At 32.1% G+C, this 19295-nt stretch carries 19 protein-coding genes; 5 read left to right on the forward strand and 14 right to left on the reverse strand.

Annotated features, from left to right (window positions below; translation table 11 throughout):
• Positions 1–12 precede the first annotated feature (12 nt).
• From ACOQOS_RS01060 to ACOQOS_RS01080, 5 genes are read right to left on the reverse strand one after another with little or no spacing between them, the layout of a single operon-like run.
• Positions 13–618: an alpha-ketoglutarate-dependent dioxygenase AlkB gene (locus ACOQOS_RS01060; RefSeq protein ID WP_420573102.1), complete on the reverse strand. Its 606-nt coding sequence runs from the start codon at positions 616–618 to the stop codon at positions 13–15.
• Between the two features lie 41 nt (positions 619–659).
• Entirely contained in the window at positions 660–1520 is an 861-nt protein-coding gene (locus tag ACOQOS_RS01065; protein ID WP_420573103.1) for an EamA family transporter, read from the reverse strand.
• Complete coding sequence (locus ACOQOS_RS01070; RefSeq protein WP_420573104.1) at positions 1517–2131, reverse strand: HAD family hydrolase; 615 nt, start codon at positions 2129–2131, stop codon at positions 1517–1519. Before ACOQOS_RS01070 ends, ACOQOS_RS01065 begins: the two co-directional genes overlap by 4 nt.
• Positions 2124–3146 carry a bifunctional diaminohydroxyphosphoribosylaminopyrimidine deaminase/5-amino-6-(5-phosphoribosylamino)uracil reductase RibD gene (gene ribD, locus ACOQOS_RS01075; RefSeq protein WP_420575119.1) on the reverse strand — a complete coding sequence of 341 codons (1023 nt, stop codon included), beginning with the start codon at positions 3144–3146 and terminating at the stop codon, positions 2124–2126. Before ribD ends, ACOQOS_RS01070 begins: the two co-directional genes overlap by 8 nt.
• A gap of 23 nt (positions 3147–3169) precedes the next feature.
• Positions 3170–3631 (reverse strand): hypothetical protein, encoded by a 462-nt coding sequence (locus ACOQOS_RS01080; protein ID WP_420573105.1) that lies wholly within the window; start codon positions 3629–3631, stop codon positions 3170–3172.
• A 178-nt stretch (positions 3632–3809) separates the two neighbouring features.
• On the opposite strand from ACOQOS_RS01080, the gene ACOQOS_RS01085 reads away from it, so the two are divergent.
• The 4 genes from ACOQOS_RS01085 to ACOQOS_RS01100 all read left to right on the forward strand — a co-directional run bounded on the left by ACOQOS_RS01085 (position 3810) and on the right by ACOQOS_RS01100 (position 6774).
• Complete coding sequence (locus ACOQOS_RS01085) at positions 3810–4385, forward strand: pentapeptide repeat-containing protein (RefSeq protein ID WP_420573106.1); 576 nt, start codon at positions 3810–3812, stop codon at positions 4383–4385.
• A complete protein-coding gene (locus ACOQOS_RS01090) occupies positions 4385–4867 on the forward strand; it encodes a GNAT family N-acetyltransferase (protein WP_420573107.1) in 483 nt (160 codons plus the stop codon). The genes ACOQOS_RS01085 and ACOQOS_RS01090 overlap by 1 nt, the downstream gene beginning before the upstream one ends.
• Before the next feature lie 109 nt (positions 4868–4976).
• Complete coding sequence (gene prmC, locus ACOQOS_RS01095; protein ID WP_420573108.1) at positions 4977–5852, forward strand: peptide chain release factor N(5)-glutamine methyltransferase; 876 nt, start codon at positions 4977–4979, stop codon at positions 5850–5852.
• Positions 5853–6156: 304 nt separating this feature from the next.
• The gene (locus ACOQOS_RS01100; protein WP_420573109.1) at positions 6157–6774 is read left to right on the forward strand and encodes a TIGR00730 family Rossman fold protein; all 618 of its coding nucleotides are present in this window, start codon (positions 6157–6159) and stop codon (positions 6772–6774) included.
• Positions 6775–6798: 24 nt separating this feature from the next.
• Here ACOQOS_RS01100 and ACOQOS_RS01105 read toward each other — a convergent pair whose 3' ends face one another.
• The 8 genes from ACOQOS_RS01105 to ACOQOS_RS01140 form a co-directional block, all read right to left on the reverse strand.
• Positions 6799–7329, reverse strand: a complete 531-nt coding sequence (locus tag ACOQOS_RS01105; RefSeq protein WP_420573110.1) for a hypothetical protein — start codon at positions 7327–7329, stop codon at positions 6799–6801.
• 77 nt (positions 7330–7406) lie between these two features.
• Positions 7407–7910 (reverse strand): hypothetical protein, encoded by a 504-nt coding sequence (locus ACOQOS_RS01110; protein ID WP_420573111.1) that lies wholly within the window; start codon positions 7908–7910, stop codon positions 7407–7409.
• A 17-nt stretch (positions 7911–7927) separates the two neighbouring features.
• Complete coding sequence (locus tag ACOQOS_RS01115; RefSeq protein WP_420573112.1) at positions 7928–8395, reverse strand: hypothetical protein; 468 nt, start codon at positions 8393–8395, stop codon at positions 7928–7930.
• Positions 8396–8436: 41 nt separating this feature from the next.
• A complete protein-coding gene (locus ACOQOS_RS01120) occupies positions 8437–9732 on the reverse strand; it encodes a sensor histidine kinase (RefSeq protein WP_420573113.1) in 1296 nt (431 codons plus the stop codon).
• Positions 9733–10518: 786 nt separating this feature from the next.
• Entirely contained in the window at positions 10519–13005 is a 2487-nt protein-coding gene (locus ACOQOS_RS01125) for a beta-mannosidase (protein WP_420573114.1), read from the reverse strand.
• Entirely contained in the window at positions 12998–14206 is a 1209-nt protein-coding gene (locus tag ACOQOS_RS01130) for a peptide-N-glycosidase F-related protein (protein WP_420573115.1), read from the reverse strand. The genes ACOQOS_RS01125 and ACOQOS_RS01130 overlap by 8 nt, the downstream gene beginning before the upstream one ends.
• The gene (locus ACOQOS_RS01135) at positions 14203–14928 is read right to left on the reverse strand and encodes a copper homeostasis protein CutC (RefSeq protein WP_420573116.1); all 726 of its coding nucleotides are present in this window, start codon (positions 14926–14928) and stop codon (positions 14203–14205) included. The genes ACOQOS_RS01130 and ACOQOS_RS01135 overlap by 4 nt, the downstream gene beginning before the upstream one ends.
• 311 nt (positions 14929–15239) lie before the next feature.
• Positions 15240–16367 carry a helix-turn-helix domain-containing protein gene (locus tag ACOQOS_RS01140; RefSeq protein WP_420573117.1) on the reverse strand — a complete coding sequence of 376 codons (1128 nt, stop codon included), beginning with the start codon at positions 16365–16367 and terminating at the stop codon, positions 15240–15242.
• 342 nt (positions 16368–16709) lie between these two features.
• On the opposite strand from ACOQOS_RS01140, the gene ACOQOS_RS01145 reads away from it, so the two are divergent.
• Positions 16710–16943, forward strand: a complete 234-nt coding sequence (locus ACOQOS_RS01145) for a hypothetical protein (protein WP_420573118.1) — start codon at positions 16710–16712, stop codon at positions 16941–16943.
• Between the two features lie 36 nt (positions 16944–16979).
• Here ACOQOS_RS01145 and ACOQOS_RS01150 read toward each other — a convergent pair whose 3' ends face one another.
• A complete protein-coding gene (locus ACOQOS_RS01150; RefSeq protein ID WP_420573119.1) occupies positions 16980–19277 on the reverse strand; it encodes a beta-N-acetylhexosaminidase in 2298 nt (765 codons plus the stop codon).
• Positions 19278–19295: the final 18 nt, after the last annotated feature.

Here is a 19295-nt window from a genome sequence, read left to right on the forward strand (position 1 = left end):
TTGTAAATTTAATTATGTATTTTGATAACCGTATTGTCTAAAAGTCAGGTTTATTCTTCCTTTTGTATACACTGGATTTGTAGGTAAACTGTGTTCGTATCGTTCTTGACAATTTTCGCCCATTATAAACATGCTTCCTTCTTGCAGTAGAATATCATGTACTTGTAAGCTTTCTTTTTCTCTCAAACAAAAAATACGTTCTTCTCCAATACTTAATGAAGGAATCGTTGTAGTATCTCCAAATGCAGGAAAATCTGAATGATAAGTTACGCCATAATTCCCGTCAGGATAGTAAATACAGACACAAGTGCTAAAAGATATTCCTGTAAATGTTTCTACTTGTTCTTTGATTTCACGCAATTCATCTGGCCAAATTGCCGTTTTCCCCCAAATTTCTTCAGGAAATGTGTTTTCTGAATATAATTCTTCATCTACAAACATGATTTTTCGAGTCTCTAAATGACTGACTTTATCATTGACTGTGATTTTTAAAGTTTGTTCTGCAATATTATATTTCGAAATTAATAGTTTGTAAAGTTTTGTGGCTGTTTCTTTAGATAAAAATTCTTCAACATACGTTGCCGAACAGTTTACAGGTAATTGTATCGGTTTTTTCATAGTTGTATTACATCTTCATTTTTATCAATTGTCAAACTATTTTAAGCAGAAACTGCAATCATAGCAATACTTATAATCGCAATGGCAATTCCAATCCAGTTTTTTGTGATTAGTTTTTCTTTAAATAGTATAATTCCAAAGATAGTCGATAACATTACAATCGCTACATTATTAATTGGAAAAACAGTTGAACTGTCGCCAATATGTTCTGGTTGTAAAGCTTTTAATAAAAATACAATAGAGTAGAAGTTAGGAATTCCGAGTGCAATTCCACCCAAAATCGTTTTACCAGAAATTTTAAAATCACGTCGAACGGTAGCAATTATAATTCCAATGACAAAAGCACAACCAAAAATTGCTGCAGAGAAAATAGACGTTTCTCCTTCTGCAACATACTTGGTTTCAATATATTTTATGGTGGTATCAATTACTCCAGAGCCTAAAAATAATAGCAAAGGGAAAAGTAGTTTTTTACGATCAAATGCGCCACCATCTTTTTTAACAGTAGTTAAATATACAGCCAATAGTGCTAAAATGATTCCTGCAATTTTCAGTAAACTTAGGTGTTCTTTATAAACAATCACGGCAAAAATTACAGGAACAACAACCGACATTTTTCCTGCTACAGAAGCGACAGAAAGTCCGTTGCGTTGTGCTGTGAGTGCCATCAAAATAAAAACACCAATAAATAAAAGTCCCAAAATAACAGCGCCAATCATCCAAGGTTTTTGCGACATTTCCGGAAGTGTAATTCCGTTTCCATAAAAGAAAAATCCGCAACAAAAAGCTGTCAAATAATTGATGACAATTGCTTGAAAAGTGTTTACTTGATATTTGTCAAATAGCTTAAAAATGACGAATAACAAGCTTGAAATAAAGATACTCAGGATGAGGTAAATCAAAATAGTACTTTTTTGTGCTTGAACAAATCTACAACATCTTCTTCGCCTGGAATTAAATTCCACACATGAATCCCAAGAGTTGCTGCCGAATCTGTATTTTCTTTTGTATCATCAATAAATAAGCTTTCTTCTGCTTTCAAATTATTTTCTTGCAATACAAATTCGTAAATATTAGTATCAGGTTTGCGCATGTGAATTTCGTGTGATAAGTAGAATTTTTCAAAGTTTTCTTTGAATTTATTGTACAATTCTATTCCCCAATCTTCTTGAATCCACGAAATATGTAAATCGTTCGTATTACTCAACAAAAACAAGCGATACTTTTTATCGTTTGCAAGTTGTTTGATGAAATCCAATCGATGTTTTGGACAATCTAACAAAATAGCATTCCATGCATTAATCAGTGCTTTTTTGGTTGTATTCGGAAATTGCTGATGGTAAAAATCTAGAAAAGCTTCTGTGCTTATTAGACCTTTTTCATATGCTTGATTTGTTGAAACCATTTCTGGAGTAAAATCATCAATCCCTAACTTGTGTAATTCGCGAGCAGTCGCAGGTTTATCTAAATTGATAAAAATATCTCCGTAATCAAAAATTATGTTTTTAATCATTATGATAAATGTGTAATGAATTGTCTAAAATGGTTTCTTCTGATTGATTTTTTCCTGTAAATATTGGTGCTTCAATACCTTTTTGAAACGAAATATTTCCCATAAATACACGAGCTTCATCCCATAAATTTGCATCAATAAAAGTTTGGAGCGTTTGTTTGCCACCTTCAATGATCACTGATTGTAAATTGTGAGTATATAAAATTTCACAAACTTGTTGTGCTATATTCTCTGAGAAATCAATAGTTTCAAAGATGAGGTTTTCTGTTGATGCTTTTTCTTGTTCCGTACATACAATAGTTTTAATAGATTGATCAAACAAGGAATAATCGGCAGGAATACGCAATGATTTGTCTAATACTAATCGAATAGGACTTTTTCCGTACCAATCACGCGTATTTAACTTCGGATTGTCTGTAACAGCCGTATTTGTTCCTACTAAAATAGAAGCTTCTTCGCTTCGCCATTTATGAACAAGTTGACGGGAATACCTATTGGTAATCCAATTTGGTTGAACAGGATCATTTTCTTGACGAATTTTATCGATAAAACCATCTTGTGTTTGCGCCCATTTTAAAATAATATACGGACGTTTGTGTTGATGAAACGTAAAGAAACGTTTGTTAGATGCAATACATTCGTCTTTTAAAACATCTAAAACAACTTCACAACCAGCATTTTTGAGTCTTTCGATGCCTCTTCCGGCAACTTTGGCAAAAGGATCAATAGTACCAATAACAACTTTCGGAATTTGATGTGCAATGATTAAATCGCTACATGGAGGCGTTTTTCCAAAGTGACTACAAGGTTCTAACGAAACATAAATAGTTGCTTCCTTGAGTAACGATTTGTCTTTTACGGAATGTACAGCATTTACTTCTGCGTGATTTCCACCATAAGCACTTGTATAACCTTCACCGATAATTTTGTCATTATGAACAATGACTGCGCCAACTGACGGATTTGGCATGGCAGCTTGTAGACCATTTGCAGCTAATTGCAAACAGCGTTTCATGTATGTTTCGTGAGTGTTTGGCACTAGATTTTTATTTTAACTTCTTGCGTTTTGTCTACTTCATAATCGTATGAAAAACCATATTTACGATATGTGATGATGCCTTTGTATTGTACATTCATCTTTTTGTTGATGATACTATTTAAAATACCGCCCAAAAGTCCGCCATCATTATTTTTTAATACATCTTTGGTGGGAATTACTACTTTTAACGGAATTGTAAATTCTTTTCGAGCTGGAACATCAAACTTTTCAGAACTCATCTTTGCTACGGGAATATTGTCAATAAGAACATCAATATTTTCACTTTCTAAACTTCCGCCAACATCATTTTGATTGATGAAATATGCATCAGCCGTTAATACAATATTATCTAAACTTGACGAAAGTACTTTTATATTATCAACCTTTACAAATAACGGTTTCTCTTTTACAGCACAACTTATCAGTAGGAGTAACAACGGAATAAAAACAAGTTTTTTCATAATATGTATTTAAAAAATAAGATTGCATTACGAGCATTAATTAAGTTAAAAACAACTTGCTATGAGCTTTTTTCAAACTTTCGTAATGACAGTAAAAAGTGAACAACCATATTCATCCAAAATCAGTATCTTCACAGCATCGCAAAACTACATAATTTCTATTTGAAGCGTATACAAAATGAGTCAAGAATTCTATCACGATCAAGTTTTTAAAAATATCGATTATACACAGCAACCATTTTCTAAAGGAGAATATGATAATTGTACGTTTGTGAATTGTACATTTGAAGCTGTATACTTATCTACAACAACGTTTTTAGAATGTACATTTGATACCTGCAATATGACAAATGCAAAGGTGAAAAGTACGTCGTTTAATGAAGTAGATTTTATAAATTGTAAATTATTGGGCGTAGATTTTAGCCTTTGTAATGATTTTTTGTTTTCAGCAACTTTTCAAGATTGTATTTTGGAATTGGCTTCTTTTGCAGAATTAACAATAAAACAAACAACGTTTAGAAGTTCTACTATGCATCGTGTGGATTTTACAAGAACGAATTTAGAAAATTCAGTTTTTGATGATTGCGATTTAACAGAAGCTATTTTTGAACATACAAATTTAGAAAAAGCCGATTTGAGTTCGGCATATAATTATACTATTGATCCAACACAAAATCAATTGAAAAAAGCGAAATTTTCTCGTAAGGAAATACATGGATTGTTAACCAATTATGATATAAAAATTAGTTCGTAATGATTATTAGAAAAATACAACCACAAGATAATGTTGCCATCGCAAATTGTATCCGATTGGCAATTCCTGAATTTGGAATGCCAAAAGTTGGTACTGCTTACGAAGATCCAGAAACAGACGCAATGTTTGAGGCATATCAAGGAGAACGCGAAGTATATTATGTAATTGAAGAAGATGGAGAAGTACTTGGCGGCGGCGGAATTAAGCAATTGCGCGATAATGAAAATAATGTATGCGAGTTACAGAAAATGTATTTTTTACCTAAAACACGTGGAAAAGGATACGGAAAGTTATTATTTGCCAAATGTTTGGAAGCAGCAAAAGACTTTGGATATAGCCAATGTTACTTAGAATCATCACCAAAATTTAAAGCCGCAATTCATATATACGAATTATTCGGATTCAAACATTTAGATAAACCTTTAGGTGCTACAGGTCATTATTCATGTGATGTTTGGATGCTGAAAGAACTAGATTCATAAATATTGAGGTATTTTGAATGCTAACTGTTGAATTTTACATTGCTTTCGAAGTGCAAAATGTACTTTCAAAACTAAATCAACAAAAAAAGAATTAACAAAAAATAACCTGTTGAGATTAAAAGATATACAAAACATATTTCACAAAGAATTAGATGAGATATACGGAAAAAATGAAGTCGATAGCTTCTTTTTCATGTTAGCTGAAGATTATTTTGGAATAGAACGGTTTGCATTGGTGTTAGATCCTGAATTTGTGATTACAAAAGAACAGGAAACTCCAATGTTTAAAGCGTTGAGCGAATTAAAACTTGAAAAACCAATTCAACATATCCTTGGAAAAGCACATTTTTATAGTTTAGAGTTTTTGGTGAACGAACACACATTGATTCCACGACCAGAAACCGAAGAGTTAGTAAATTTGATTTTATTCAACATAAAAAATAATTCCAAAAGCGAACCGCTTCGAATTTTAGATATTGGCACAGGAAGCGGCTGTATCGCAATTTCATTGCAAAAGAATTTACCCAATACGCAAGTATATGCAATAGATATTTCTGCGGAAGCTCTAGAAATAGCAAAGAAAAACGCAACGCATAACGAAGTAGAAATTAAATTTGCGCAAGCAGATGTATTGCATTTGGAAGATTTAAATGTGTTTGAAGAAGATGAAATATTATTTGATATCATTGTGTCAAATCCACCATATGTGCGAGAATTGGAAAAGAAAGAAATGCGCAAGAACGTGCTAGATTATGAACCAAGTACCGCTTTGTTTGTAGAAGATAATGATCCTTTGATTTTTTATAATAAAATTGCCAATCTGGCGAAAGCACAATTATCTCCTAAAGGAAGTTTGTATTTTGAAATCAATCAATATTTAGGAAAGGAAATGATGAATCTCCTACAAGAAAAAGACTTTGAGACTATAGAGTTGCATGGAGATACTTTTGGTGTAGATCGAATGATAAAAGCTGTTAATTCGTAAATATCTGATTATGAATATTGAATGTTAAAAGTACTAAACGTCAGATCGAGTGAATTTGTATAACAAATTAGTATCGAGATCTACTTTGAAGTCAAAATGGTTTTAAAATATAGGAATTGAGTATTCATGAATATAGTACAATCAAAAAACAAATTAAACTTACTTTGAGGAATATCAGAAACGTCATTACGAGAAGCGTAAGCGACGTGGAAATCTGTTTATCATAGAAAATAGCCGTTATTTGAAGATACAGATTGCCACGATTTCATCTCGCAAAGACGAATCTAAAAGGTATTAGTTTTATATGAACAAAGAACAAATCAACAAAAAACAAACCCAACAAATGAAAAGTATTGCAGTGTATTGTGGAAGTAGTCTAGGAAATGATTCAAAAATTGTGACTGATGCTCATGATTTAGGAAAAGCACTAGCCGCAGAAAATATCACATTGATTTATGGTGGCGCACAAATAGGCATTATGGGAACTGTTGCAAACGCCGTTTTAGAAAATGGAGGAGAAGCAATAGGTGTGATTCCACAGTTTTTAAAACGCAAGGAAATTGAACATACAGGACTTACAGAATTGCACACTACGCAAACCATGGTGGAACGAAAAATGAAAATGATCGATTTGGCTGAAGGTTTTATTGCGCTTCCTGGCGGATTTGGCACGTTGGAAGAATTGTTTGAAGTAGTCACTGCTTTACAATTGGCACAAATTCCGCATCCTGTAGCAATTTTAAACAGTAATGGTTATTATGACGAACTGATCGCGATGATGAAAACCATGATGAAAAAAGGATTATTGAAAGAACAGAATTTTGAATTGTTAATTATTGAAAAAGACGTTTCAGTCTTACTAGAACGCATGCGCAATTTTGTTCCGAATGCTACTCCAAAGTGGATGGAAATTAACGAATAATCTTGATTCAAATAAATTTTAGAATTAATTCTTTTCTTCTGTCAATCGTCGAATACCAATTAAAATATATTGGTTTTCTGTAAAAAAAGTAGAAACTCTTACCGCGTAATTCTTGCCATTATGAGTAAAAGATAATTTCCCTAAAGTGCCAGACAAGCCATCTTCTTCTTTCTTTTTAAAGTCGTAGTCTTTATATTTAATATTATTCCAAACAATATCAGCTCTCAAACCTATTTTTCTTAGGCTGTTATAATCCTTAATCATTCGCTCATCATACTCTACTTTGGTTACACCTTCAATATCAGCTTTGGCTCTTTCACTTAAAGAATCTGCATTTTTTTTACCAAACTCTTTGATTTCTTCGACAGTAAATAACTTTTGAACATATTCTTCTTTCGTTATATTTTCTAAGCTTTTTAGAAGATTAAATGTATGTTTCCCTACATCTTCTGCTTTGCTAACACCTTTTGAATTTGAATTGGAATCTGAATTTTGACAAGAAATAAATAATGTCGTTGCAATAATAAAGGTAAATAAAAACGAAAGCTTTTTCATGTGTACGTGTCTTAATTAGATGGCTTAAATATATAAATTTAAAAGTAATAAATGGTGATAAATATGAGTTGTTGAAATTACTGTTTTCGTACAGGTTCAACATTCGATAAGTTAAATAAACGTTGTTTTCCTTTACAGTTGATAGATACTATTTTGGCAACAAATTTTTTATCCTGATCATCAAAAGCAACAAAACCGTCATGAAAAGTAATTCCGCTTTCCTCTCTTGTTTGATATAGATATTCTCTGAATTTGATGTTTTTCCAATCAATTTCATAACGTGTTCCTGATTCCTTAATCATGTCATACGATTGTTGTAATCTGATAAGATGGATATCTTTAGAAACATTCGTTATTGCATTTCTAAAAGCATCTTTAATCGTAGTATCTTTAGCAAACTCACGTAATTCTTCGAGTGAGATAAAATATGTATTAAAATCATCTTTTGAGATTGTTTCCATCTTTTGTAACAATTCAAATGTATCTTTTCCAACCAATTCTTCAGGTGTAGGTTGTGAAGAGTTACAGCTGATCAATGTTGAGGTTAACACTAAAACTAAAATGTAGATTGATTTTTTCATAAAAGAAGTTCATTAAATTATTCAGCAACAAAATCGAGATACATGATGCGAATTAATTTCAATTTGTTGTCATGAGGAATGGTAACAAGTTGTAATTTGAATGTATGCGCATTATGTTTGAAGTACAAATAGACTACTTTTAAATCAATTCCGTAATCACTCTCTGCCTTGCTTTCTGTTTTTAGATACTGAATTTCATTCCAAGCGATTTTATAACCTTTCGCATTTTCTTGAAGTTCACTAATATTATATGCTACAAATTCGTCAAACTCTTCTGGGGAAAACTCAGAGATTTCATTTTTGGGAAAAGTTTTTAAATCTTTTAAAGAAATAAATTTCTGTTTAATCTGCGTTTCTGATGTACTTGGAGATGCTTTTAATAATTTGAAAAAATCTTTTCCAAAACGCTCTGGAGTTTCACCTGTTGTAAAACTAGAAAACGCAATTGACAGAACAATAAGTATCGAAAACAGCTTTGTATGCATATAAAATATTTGATTGCTAAAATACAGTTTTCATTATAATTTTAAATCTCATACGAAGGTAAATTTAAAATCACTTTTGTTCCAACACATTGTTGTTCGCTATCTAGTATATCTTCAATTTCAAGCGAAGCATTGCTTTTTGTTTGTTTTTTATAAATGGCTAAACGTTCTTTTACAATATCTCCAGAAATAGAATTATGTGTTTTGGCATTGTTTTTTCCTTCTTGGAGACTTTTAGAATAGCCAATTCCATTATCAACAATAGTACAGGAAATCAAGTCTTCACCGTTTTTTGCGAAATTTAAAGAAATCAAACCTCTGGTTTTGGTATTCATAATTCCGTGAATAATTGCGTTTTCTACAAAAGGTTGAATTAACATTGGTGGCACATATGTAAATTCTGTTTCCAGTTCAGGTGCAATTGTAACTTTAAAATCGAATTTCGCTGAAAAATTAGATTGTAAATTCAAATAATGATCAATCGCTTCAATTTCGTCTTGTATCGGCACAAATTCTTCCCGTGAATTTTCTAGCGTAGTTCGTAAAAGTCTGGACAACTTTAAAACGTATTGCTTTGTCTTTTCAGGATTGGTGTCGTTGGTATGTAAAATGGTATTCAGTGTATTAAATAAAAAATGCGGATTCATTTGCGAACGCAACAATCGTTGTTGTAGCACGACTTTTTCGTATTTATTGCGAAGTGTTCGTTGATAATATCTCACAGAAAAAATAATGGTAAGTATAATTAAAATTCCGCCAATCCACCAAAGAATACGATACACTCTTTTATTCCTTCGTTTATATTTAGTGGCTTCTCCTTCGAGTTGTTTAGCTTCTGTTTTCACCTTATTATATTCTTCTTCGAGTTCGTCAGTTTCATATTCAATACGTGTAAATTTATCACGCATGCGTCGTTCTTCCAATAAAGTACTATCACTAATTTCAATATAACGTCTTAGGTATTTTGTGCTGTTTTTGGGATCGACTTTGGCGAGTAGGTCGTAGGTCAACAATAAGTTGTCAGAAGTTTTTTGTTTAATAGATAATATATTCGCATCATTTATAAACTGATAACTTTTCAGAGTATCCTTTTCAGCTAAATAATATTCAGAAAGCCTAATTTTACTGATAATAATACCATCTATATGTTGAATGCTATCACGAATTTTTAAAGATTCATAAAATAACTTTGGTAAATTAGAATGCTCATTTAATTTAAATTGAGAATATGCTAAATTATTAAGTAACATAGCGTATTGTTTAGGTTTTTTTATTGATATACTATCAAATTGTAATGCTTTTTTAAAGCTTTCAATTGCTTTTTTATAATTTTGCATGTTTCTGTAAACTACACCAATATTGTTTAAGGAAGTGTTTTTTTTAATACTGTGGTTGTTTATTGAGTCTAGGTATGAAATGGCTTTATTATGATATTTTATAGCAGTTTTGTAACTTTTAAGGTTATTATGGATTATACCTAACAAATTATAGCAACTATGTAATCTTTTATAATCCTTCATCTCTTTAAATATTTCAATAGCTTTAAAGATTATAATTTCACTTTCTATGTAATTACCTAACCATATTTTTATCCTACAAATGTTTGAAAGTAAAATTCCAACATTATGTACGTTTTTTAATTTTTGATTTATATTTTTTGAATTTATAAAGTAAAAGTAAGCACTATCTTTTTTTTCTTGGTATGAGTAGTAACTAGCTAAATCCCAATAGTGATTTGCAATTGTATTAGAATCTTTAATTTTTAAAGCAAGTAACAAGGCTTCTTTATTTTTCCTTTTAAAGTTCTTATAATCTTTTATATTTAAATAATTAGTTGATACTTTATATAAAAGATAGTTTTTTATGGAGTCGTTGTAAATTAATGGTATTTTTTTCTCAGCTTTATAAAGCCATTGTTGCTTTTGTTCAAATGATAATTTTTTGTCTTTAACATTACTAACCCAAGATAGAATACTATCATGAAGCGAAGTGCTTTCTTGTGAAAAGCTACTGATAGAATTAAAAAGTAATAATAAGAGAATGAGGAATTTATAAAAAGCGTTCAATTGTTGAATTTTTAGAAGCACTAAAATATCAAAAATTGAACGCTTTGTCTGTTTTTTTTATTGAACGTCATTTAACGTCTTTATCGCCAAGTCATCAATGTTGGTTGCATCAGTAGTAAATACAATTGTAACTGTTTGATTTGGTAAGACATCAAAGAAATTATCTGAAAAATGACCTTTGGCTTTGGTATGTATGAATACATCTTTTTGCAAGGTTTTTGCAGAAATTTTAATTGTAAATCCATCTTCGGTTTTTGTCACTTCCGTAGAAATGTCTTGCGGAAACAATTTTAAATCTTTAGGTCTCGCTACATAGAATAACGAAGTAGCTTCAATTGAACTTGATATAAATGTTCCCTTCATCACATAATCACTCGGATTTGCTTTGATATCAGAAACAGGAGTTTCTGCGATTAATGTACTCGTGTTCGCAGGAAGCTTTATGTTTTTTGTGATTCCGTGAACTTTATTGCCTTTAAAGTCTAAAAACTCAAGAGCAAAGTCTCCTTCTAAAGTTTGTAATTTATCTGAAACGACATATGTTTTAATCGTGTCATTTTCCACAATAGAAGAGATCAATACATCTTCAAAAGACTTTTTCGCTTTGTAATGCAAGGCTTTCCAATTCCCCATAAAATCTATACTAGACCACGAAACTACTGGCCAACAATCATTCAATTGCCAATACAAACTTCCCATACAATACGGCATCGCTCTACGTTGTGCTTCCATGCCCATTGTCATTCCTTTGGCTTGCGTTAATTGACTCATATATACATAGTCATCGCCAGCAGTTGGCACTGGATAATCACGTCCCATATATTCACGAATCAGTTTGAAACCTCTCGGATGTTTTTGATGCGTGATATAACTATCATGATTGATGCTAATACTATCTTCTCCTGTAAAATAACGAATGGCTTCATACGATGGAAACGATTGAAATCCGAATTCACTCATAAAACGCGGTATCTTTTGTTCAAAACGTTCAAATGGTACGCCACCATGCCAAACAGCCCAATCGTGATTATCACCTTCCGTAAAAGATTTTGGATTTCTACGCCCATAACTCGGTGAACTTTCCCAATAATCAATCTCAGGATTGAGTTTTGCAACCGTTTCAGGTAAAATACGATCAAAGACGGCTAAATAGCTATCCCAAATTTCTTTTTTCTGTGCTTCCGTTTTGTCGGTTTGCCAGCCCCAATTGTGCCAAGCTTCGTAGTTTTCGTTATTTCCACACCAAAGTCCAACAGATGTAAAATTACGCAAGCGCTTCACTTGGTCGATCGCTTCTTTTTCTACATTATCTAAAAATGCTTTGTCACCAGGATACATCGCGCAAGCAAACATAAAATCTTGCCAAATTAAAATTCCTTTTTCATCGCATAATTCATAAAAAACATCATTTTCGTAAATTCCGCCGCCCCAAACACGTAGCATGTTCATATTAGCATCTACAACATCATTCAATAGTTTTTCATAATGTGCATCCGTCACTTTATTTTGCATGCTGTGTTGCGGAATGTAATTCGCCCCTTTCATAAATACAGGAACACCATTGAGTTTAAAATAGAAGGTTTCTCCTTTTTCGTCTTTATCTCTAATCAATTGAATGGTACGCAATCCTTTTTTAATTTTTTGCTGTGCTTTTACATCCTTTCCTTCTTTTAATGTAACATCAAATTCATATAAATAAGGTTCTCCCAAGTTGAATGTCCACCATAACTTTGGATTTTTAATGCGAAGTGTCGTATAGTAGGTATGTGTACCTTTTTTTACAGCCGATTCAACTAAGTGCGTGGTGTTGTTAAACTTAATTTGAAAAGAAGTTTCTTCTACATTTTCATCTGAAGAAATTGTATATTCAACTTCAAGAGTTGCTAGTGAGTCTGTGAGTTTTTCTTGTTTAAAATAGACATCATCGAGCCTCATATTGTTCCATGAAGTCACTTTTATAGGCTTCCATATTCCAGAAGTATTTACAATTGGTCCCCAATCCCAACCGTATTGAAACTGCGCTTTTCTAGTAAAAACACGAATACCAGGATTTAATAAATAATCTAGTTTTTCTGTTTCTTTCTCTTCGTGAACACTTGTTTTTTGAAATTCAATTCGCAACGAGTTTTTGGCTATAGCCGCTTTTTTTATATCAAATTTCCAAGTACGAAACGCATTATTTGTTTTGCCTAACAAAGAATCGTTGAGGTAAATAGAAGCATAGGTGTCTAAACCTTCAAACGTAAGTTCAATATGCGATTTTTCTAGTGTTTTCTCATCTAGATTAAAAGTGGTTTTATATTCCCAATCTTTCGTAGGAACCCATTGTACATTGAGTTCATTAGAACCCAAAAAAGGATCTGGTATTTTTTTATGATCTAATAAATCGGAATACACATTTCCGGGCACAGTTGCCGAGTGCCAAGTAGTATCTTTTTGTTGTTTAAATTCCCAGTTTTGGTTGATTTCAGCAACAGTTGGTCGGTCGTCTTTAGCACAGCTGATAATGATGAGTGCTAACATAAGCGTAAAAATTCTATTCATTGTCATAAATGATATAAGCAGAAACCATCCAATAATTGTCTTCGCCTTGTTTGGCTGTTTGGGCTTCTGGAATTGAAATTGTAAGTGTATGTTTTCCTTTAGAAAGGTTGTTTAGCGGAATAATTTCTGGTAGTATGTCACTTCCTGGACACCAATTGGAGCGCGATAAATCAGAAGAAGCAATTTTTTCACAGTCATCTACATCGTCATAAAATTCACTAGCTTTCCAAGTTGCAGAAGTTGGATTGAAACGTCTGAAACTCGAACAATCATCACGCCAAGGAATAAATGCTTTGATTTCTTTTCCATCAAGCGAAATTTTATTTTCCTTCTTTACAAATTCATCTCCTTTTGCATGTCCGCCGTGACCAGTAGTAATGTAATAAAGTTTTGCATTTTTGAAGGTTTCTGGCATGTCAAAGTTTACTTCTAAATCAGATCGAGAGAATTCGTCATATAAACGCTGTCCAGAAGCATATTTTGCAGTATTTACCAATGGAACTACAGTTTGTTTCTTTTTTGAATGATTTGGAATGTTACTTTCTTCAAAATTGAGTGTTGCTGTAAGCTTGTAACCTTCTTTTGTCCATGTATCAATAAAAACACCTACATAAATTTCATCTTCTAGTAAAGGCAATAAATGTGTGATGTCTTGCGACCATTTTACGTCACTTTCCCAATGTGGAATGTATACAGGTTTTCTACTTTTTACACGTTCATCATTTGTAAAATATCCTACGCCAAAAGGTGTCATGAAACGTAATAATTCTACATTTGGTTCATGTAAAATGCTGTCTTTTTGGTAGGTTGAAACTACAGGATAAGTTTCATTTAGTGTCGTAAGATCAAATTTTCCAGTTTCAAAATCGACCAAAGTTAGGTTGGAAGTTTTTGGAATGATAAACATTGAACCTGATTTGTCCCAAGGATCTCCATTGGAAGTTAGTGTAAGGTTGATTGTTGCTTTTGCTTGTTTTTGATAGGTTGGAAGTTTTACTTTTTTTACGATGACACGACCTGCGTCTAAACGTAGAATTCCGTCATTGCCTTTCGCTGGATTTTCTTTGAATGCCATATCAAAATGTAAATGTACATCTTCAAAAATGCTTACAGATGCATCACCAAAAGTTTCAAGTTTCTTTTCCGCGCAAGCAGTGATAAAAATGATGCATAAAAGACAAAGTGTTACAATATTTTTCATGAATTGATGCGTGCTAGTATTTGATTGATTTTTTCTTTATTGGAAATGGCAATACGTGTTTCATTGAAAAGCTTTGTACTATTCATACTTATTTTGGGAATATTGATAGATTGGTGAATGCTTGTTGCAGAACAGTGAATTTCTTGAAAGCCACTTTCTTTAAAAAGATATGCATTACTCGGATTGATTCCGCCACCAGGCATAATAATCAATTCATTTTCAACCATTTCTTGTAATTCTTGCAATAATAAAATACCTTTTTCGGCACTTTCAGCTTGTCCAGAAGTCAATACGCGATTGACACCTAAAACGGCCAATTCTAGAATGGCTTCTAATGGATTAGGAACCCAATCAAAACCGCGATGAAATGTGAATGTCATTGGTTTTGAAAGTTCAATTAGTTCTTTTGTGCGTTCTTGATCAATTGTTTGATCTTGTGATAAAACTCCAGAAACGATTCCTGCACAACCTAATTCTTTACAGAGTAGAATATTCTCTTTCATAATTTCAAATTCGTCTCGTGAATACGTAAAATCACCACTTCTTGGACGAATTAATACATGCACTCGAATTTTTACATCATTCATTACTTTTTTAAGTAATCCGTAAGAAGGCGTAATTCCTCCAATTGCGAGTTCGGAACATAATTCAATACGATGCGCGCCAGCTTGCTCAGCATTTATAGCTGATTCATGAGAGTTGGCACAGATTTCTAAAAGCATATTTTGATGTTATGAATGTTAAATGTTGAATTGTCAATTTTTGAGTTCAACTTCAATTTCAGATTCGAACTCAATATAAATGATTTTATCCATTTGTTCCTAACTAAAGTGCTGAGCTTGTCGAAGTATCAAATATATCATTTAAAAATATTTTTTGTTTAATGTAATATGTCATTTGTTGATACAAAATTGATAGAAGCGTGTCATTTCCTTACTCGATTTGATAATATAATATTCTTTAGGACTTTGTTTATCAAGATGCTATACGAAATAAGTAGTGTGTAGTTTTAGCAAGTTAGATATAAAACGTATCATTGAATATAATTTTTTCTATACGCTGATGGGGAAACGCCTGTATTTTTCTTAAACGCATTGTAAAACACAGATTTTGAGTTAAAACCAGCTTCTAGGGCAATTGAAACAATTGTATAATCTTTGTAGTTTGGATCAATTAAAATACGCTTGGCTTCAGCAATACGTAAGTTATTTATATATGTAGAAAAGTTGGTATTTGTGTGTTTGTTGATTAATTGCGATATGTAACCTTCACTCAAGCCAAAATGAGTTGCTGCTGTTGATAAACTTATCAGCGGATTTATATATAGTTTTTCTGTTTTTATGGTAGTATCAATTGTGTTGAACCGATGAATACTTACCATTGGTCTTTGATGATTAAACTTTGTGTGATTGGAGTTGGTTTTTGGTTTGAAATGCTGCTTTTTATTAAATATACCTAGATGATAAATACCTAAATATCCCATCCAATAAATTAAGAACGACATTGCTGTCCATAAAATGTATGTTGCTACACGCTCTACATGTTCATTTCTCGAAACAAATACACTGGCTACTGTTATAAATGCCCAAATAAGAAATATGAATACTAGAATTAATAACAAACGTTTTAACCAACGTACTTCAATTTTTGGACTATTGATGTCTACGATTTCTCTTTGATACTTGACAATTAAAGAATATCCTTTATAGATGATAAAACCAGTGAAAATTACAGAGACATAACTAAGAGCAACATAAAAATTCACAACCATATTACGTGTTATCGGAATAAAATCATTCCAGAAAATATGCTGAAATAGAAAAAAGAAACAAAAAGGAAGACTAATATAAAAAGGGAACATATAGTATTTTTTTTCCACTTCTTTTCCTAAATAGTTTGAGATAAAATAGAAAAACATAGGACACATCAACAAATCCCATTGTACAGGAAAAAGCCAAAAATATTCCCAGCCTAAATATGTTGTGATTTCCGTATCTAAAAACCAAAAATAGATATTATTTACAGAGACTAAAAGAATGAAATATGCTAAATATTTATAGGATTTAAGATGGAGTTTTTTCGAAAACAGAACAATTAATCCAAAAATTAAACCGTGGATACTAGCGCTAATAATAAATATGTTGAAGGGATTAAATATCATTATTCAGTTCGATATAATTCTTAAAAAAACATTTTAGATGTTTAAAACTAATGGGTTAATGTGATGCGATAGTTTTAAAAGTTAGATTATCCTGTCTAAAATATAAAAACCGATAACTCACTACGTTATTTGATTTATCCTGATTTATGAACTACTTATAGAATCAGGATACTCTCTTTTTTTTCATACATAAGTTTGTGCAAATACTGTTTCTACCTAGTATACATCTAATTGTATTTATGAAACAATTAACTCTTGTTTTTACGACTTGTAGAAATAAAAAATTAATGGCGAAAACCTGAAAAGCCAATATGAATAGAGTAAGGATTAAAATATATCAGAATGAAAAAAAAGCAATTAAAAAACTTAGCGCTTAACAAAAGGTCTATTTCTAATTTTAGCGAAAAAATAAAAGGAGGAGAGACTTATATCACGGATAAAATTCCTGAAAAACCAATTGATCTTCCATCAGATCATTGGTCTAATTGTCATGTTGAACCATTGACGATTGAAACCATATGTTGGACAAAACCCAATGAAGGAGATACGTTTACATATTATACTTGTAATAACTAATCTCTGAATAAGCGATCTTCGGATCGCTTATTTTTTCTACTTCACTACAATTTCATCCAAAAATGTCCAAGCTTTGTTTCCTGCACCTTGCATTCCATCCGGAATCATACCATGATTAGGGATATGAATTTCTATATGTTGCGTAGTCACTTCTTCAATTTGAAACGTATGCGGAATTAAGGTGGCATCTGTGTTTTTTATTTGGTTAATTTGATGTAAGGTTCTGCCATCTTCCTCATTTACATAACTAATACCAATTTCTTTAGGCGCATAAATCCATTGTCCGTTAGCATTATAGAAGCGCGTAGAAATAGAACTAATTTTAGTAGGTTTTTTTAACTTAATTTTAATTGTAACATCTTTTCCCCAGAAACCAAGCCATTCTTTGTCACCATAACGCGTATTACTTCCAGAAATTCCGTTGATTAATCCTGCTTTTCCGCTTCCAGGATATACTTTACTTGCATTTGGCTGAAGTGTAATTGTAGCTCCAACCGCTTTATGTTTGTTGAATTCAAGCGTAAAATCGCGCCCTAGCTTTTTAGTACCATCAAACACAGCAGCTTTTAAAATCATAGAGTTTTTTGCTGGAATCGAACTCGTATATGCAACAGAAGTTATTGTAGGAGATGAAGCATCAGTAGTATAACGAATCGTTTTGTCATCAATTACGGTTTGTAAATCGAAAACCAATTGATTATTTTGTGTTGTAATTTCTCCTTCGATCTCATACAAATGATTGGCGTAGTTCACATTTTGTGCATCCAAACGTTTGTGAAACTCTGATAAACGACTCGCAAAATGGTTATAGTTGCTATCTGGTGATGTTGACCATGCGATTTCCGCCATAGCAATCAATCTTGGAAACACCATATATTCAGCTTTTTCTGGAGTTGAAATATATTCTGTCCACAAATTTCCTTGTACACCAAGTACATATTTTTCCTCTTCTTTGGTTAATTCTTTCGGAATTGGATTGAAATTGTATACTTTTTCTAAAGGTAAATATCCTCCAATTGCCAAAGGTTCATCTTCGTTATCTGATTGATAATAATCAAAATATGCATGTGATGTCGGTGTAATAATTACATCATGTCCAGCTTTTGCAGCTTCAATTGCTCCATTCATTCCTTGCCAAGACATTACAGTTGCATTTGGCGCCAATCCGCCATCTAAAATTTCGTCCCAACCAATAATTTGTTTTCCTTTATTATTAATATATTTTTCCATGCGTGCAATAAAATAACTTTGCAAGCCATGTACATCTTTTAATTTTTTTTCTTTGATAAGTTTTTGACAATATTCACAGGATTTCCAACGTGTTTTTGGAGCTTCATCGCCTCCAATATGAATATACTTTCCAGGGAAAAGCGGTATCACTTCATCTAATACGTTTTCTAAAAACGTAAAAGTTTCCTCTTTAGGACAATAAATATCTTCAAAAACGCCCCATTTTTTAGCAACGTTGGGTTTTTTACCTGTACAACCTAAATTTGGATATGCAGCAATGGCAGCTTGCGAATGTCCTGGCATTTCTATTTCAGGAATTACTGTAACATAACGCTCTGCAGCATAAGCAACAATTTCTCTAACTTCTTTTTGAGTGTAAAATCCGCCGTACCTTTTTCCATCAAATTTTTGTGGTGAATCGTTATAATGTCCAATCAATGTTTCATCGCGAAAAGCAGCAACTTCTTGTAACTTGGGATATTTTTTAATCTCAATACGCCAACCTTGATCGTCTGTTAAATGCCAATGAAATGTATTCATTTTAAGTTGTGACATTAAATCGATATACTTTTTGATAAAATCAACAGAAAACATATGGCGAGAAACATCTAAATGCATTCCGCGATACGGAAAACGAGGAGCATCATCAATATATGCACAGCTTAATAGAATCGTTTTTTCGGTAAAGGTCTTATTTTCTACTGTTGGAGGGAAAAATTGACGCAAACTTTGAAACGCATAGAAAGCTCCTTTTTTGTGACTTGCTTTGATTGTTATTTTTTCTGGATCGATGGTTAATTCGTAGCCTTCTTCGTTTTTTATGGTTTCGTCATATTGAAAATAAATCACATTTCGATCTGCTGAGTTATTTACAGTTAAGCTATAGCCTAATTTATCTTTGAGATACGCATTGAAAAATTTCGCTATAGAGTTAAAACTTCCATCTACACGAAGCGATACATTTTTATTAAAAACAAAAGTTTTTTGATTTACACTGTCAAAAGATGGAGTTGGTAAAATATATGGATCAATAGGTGGTTGCGGTTTTGAACAGCCAATCAAACAAAGAAAAATAATGAATTTGAAAAAAATATTGCTTCTCATTTTAGTATATTAGTTGCC

It is taken from the genome of Kordia sp. (assembly GCF_965224175.1).
Lineage (GTDB): Bacteria > Bacteroidota > Bacteroidia > Flavobacteriales > Flavobacteriaceae > Kordia.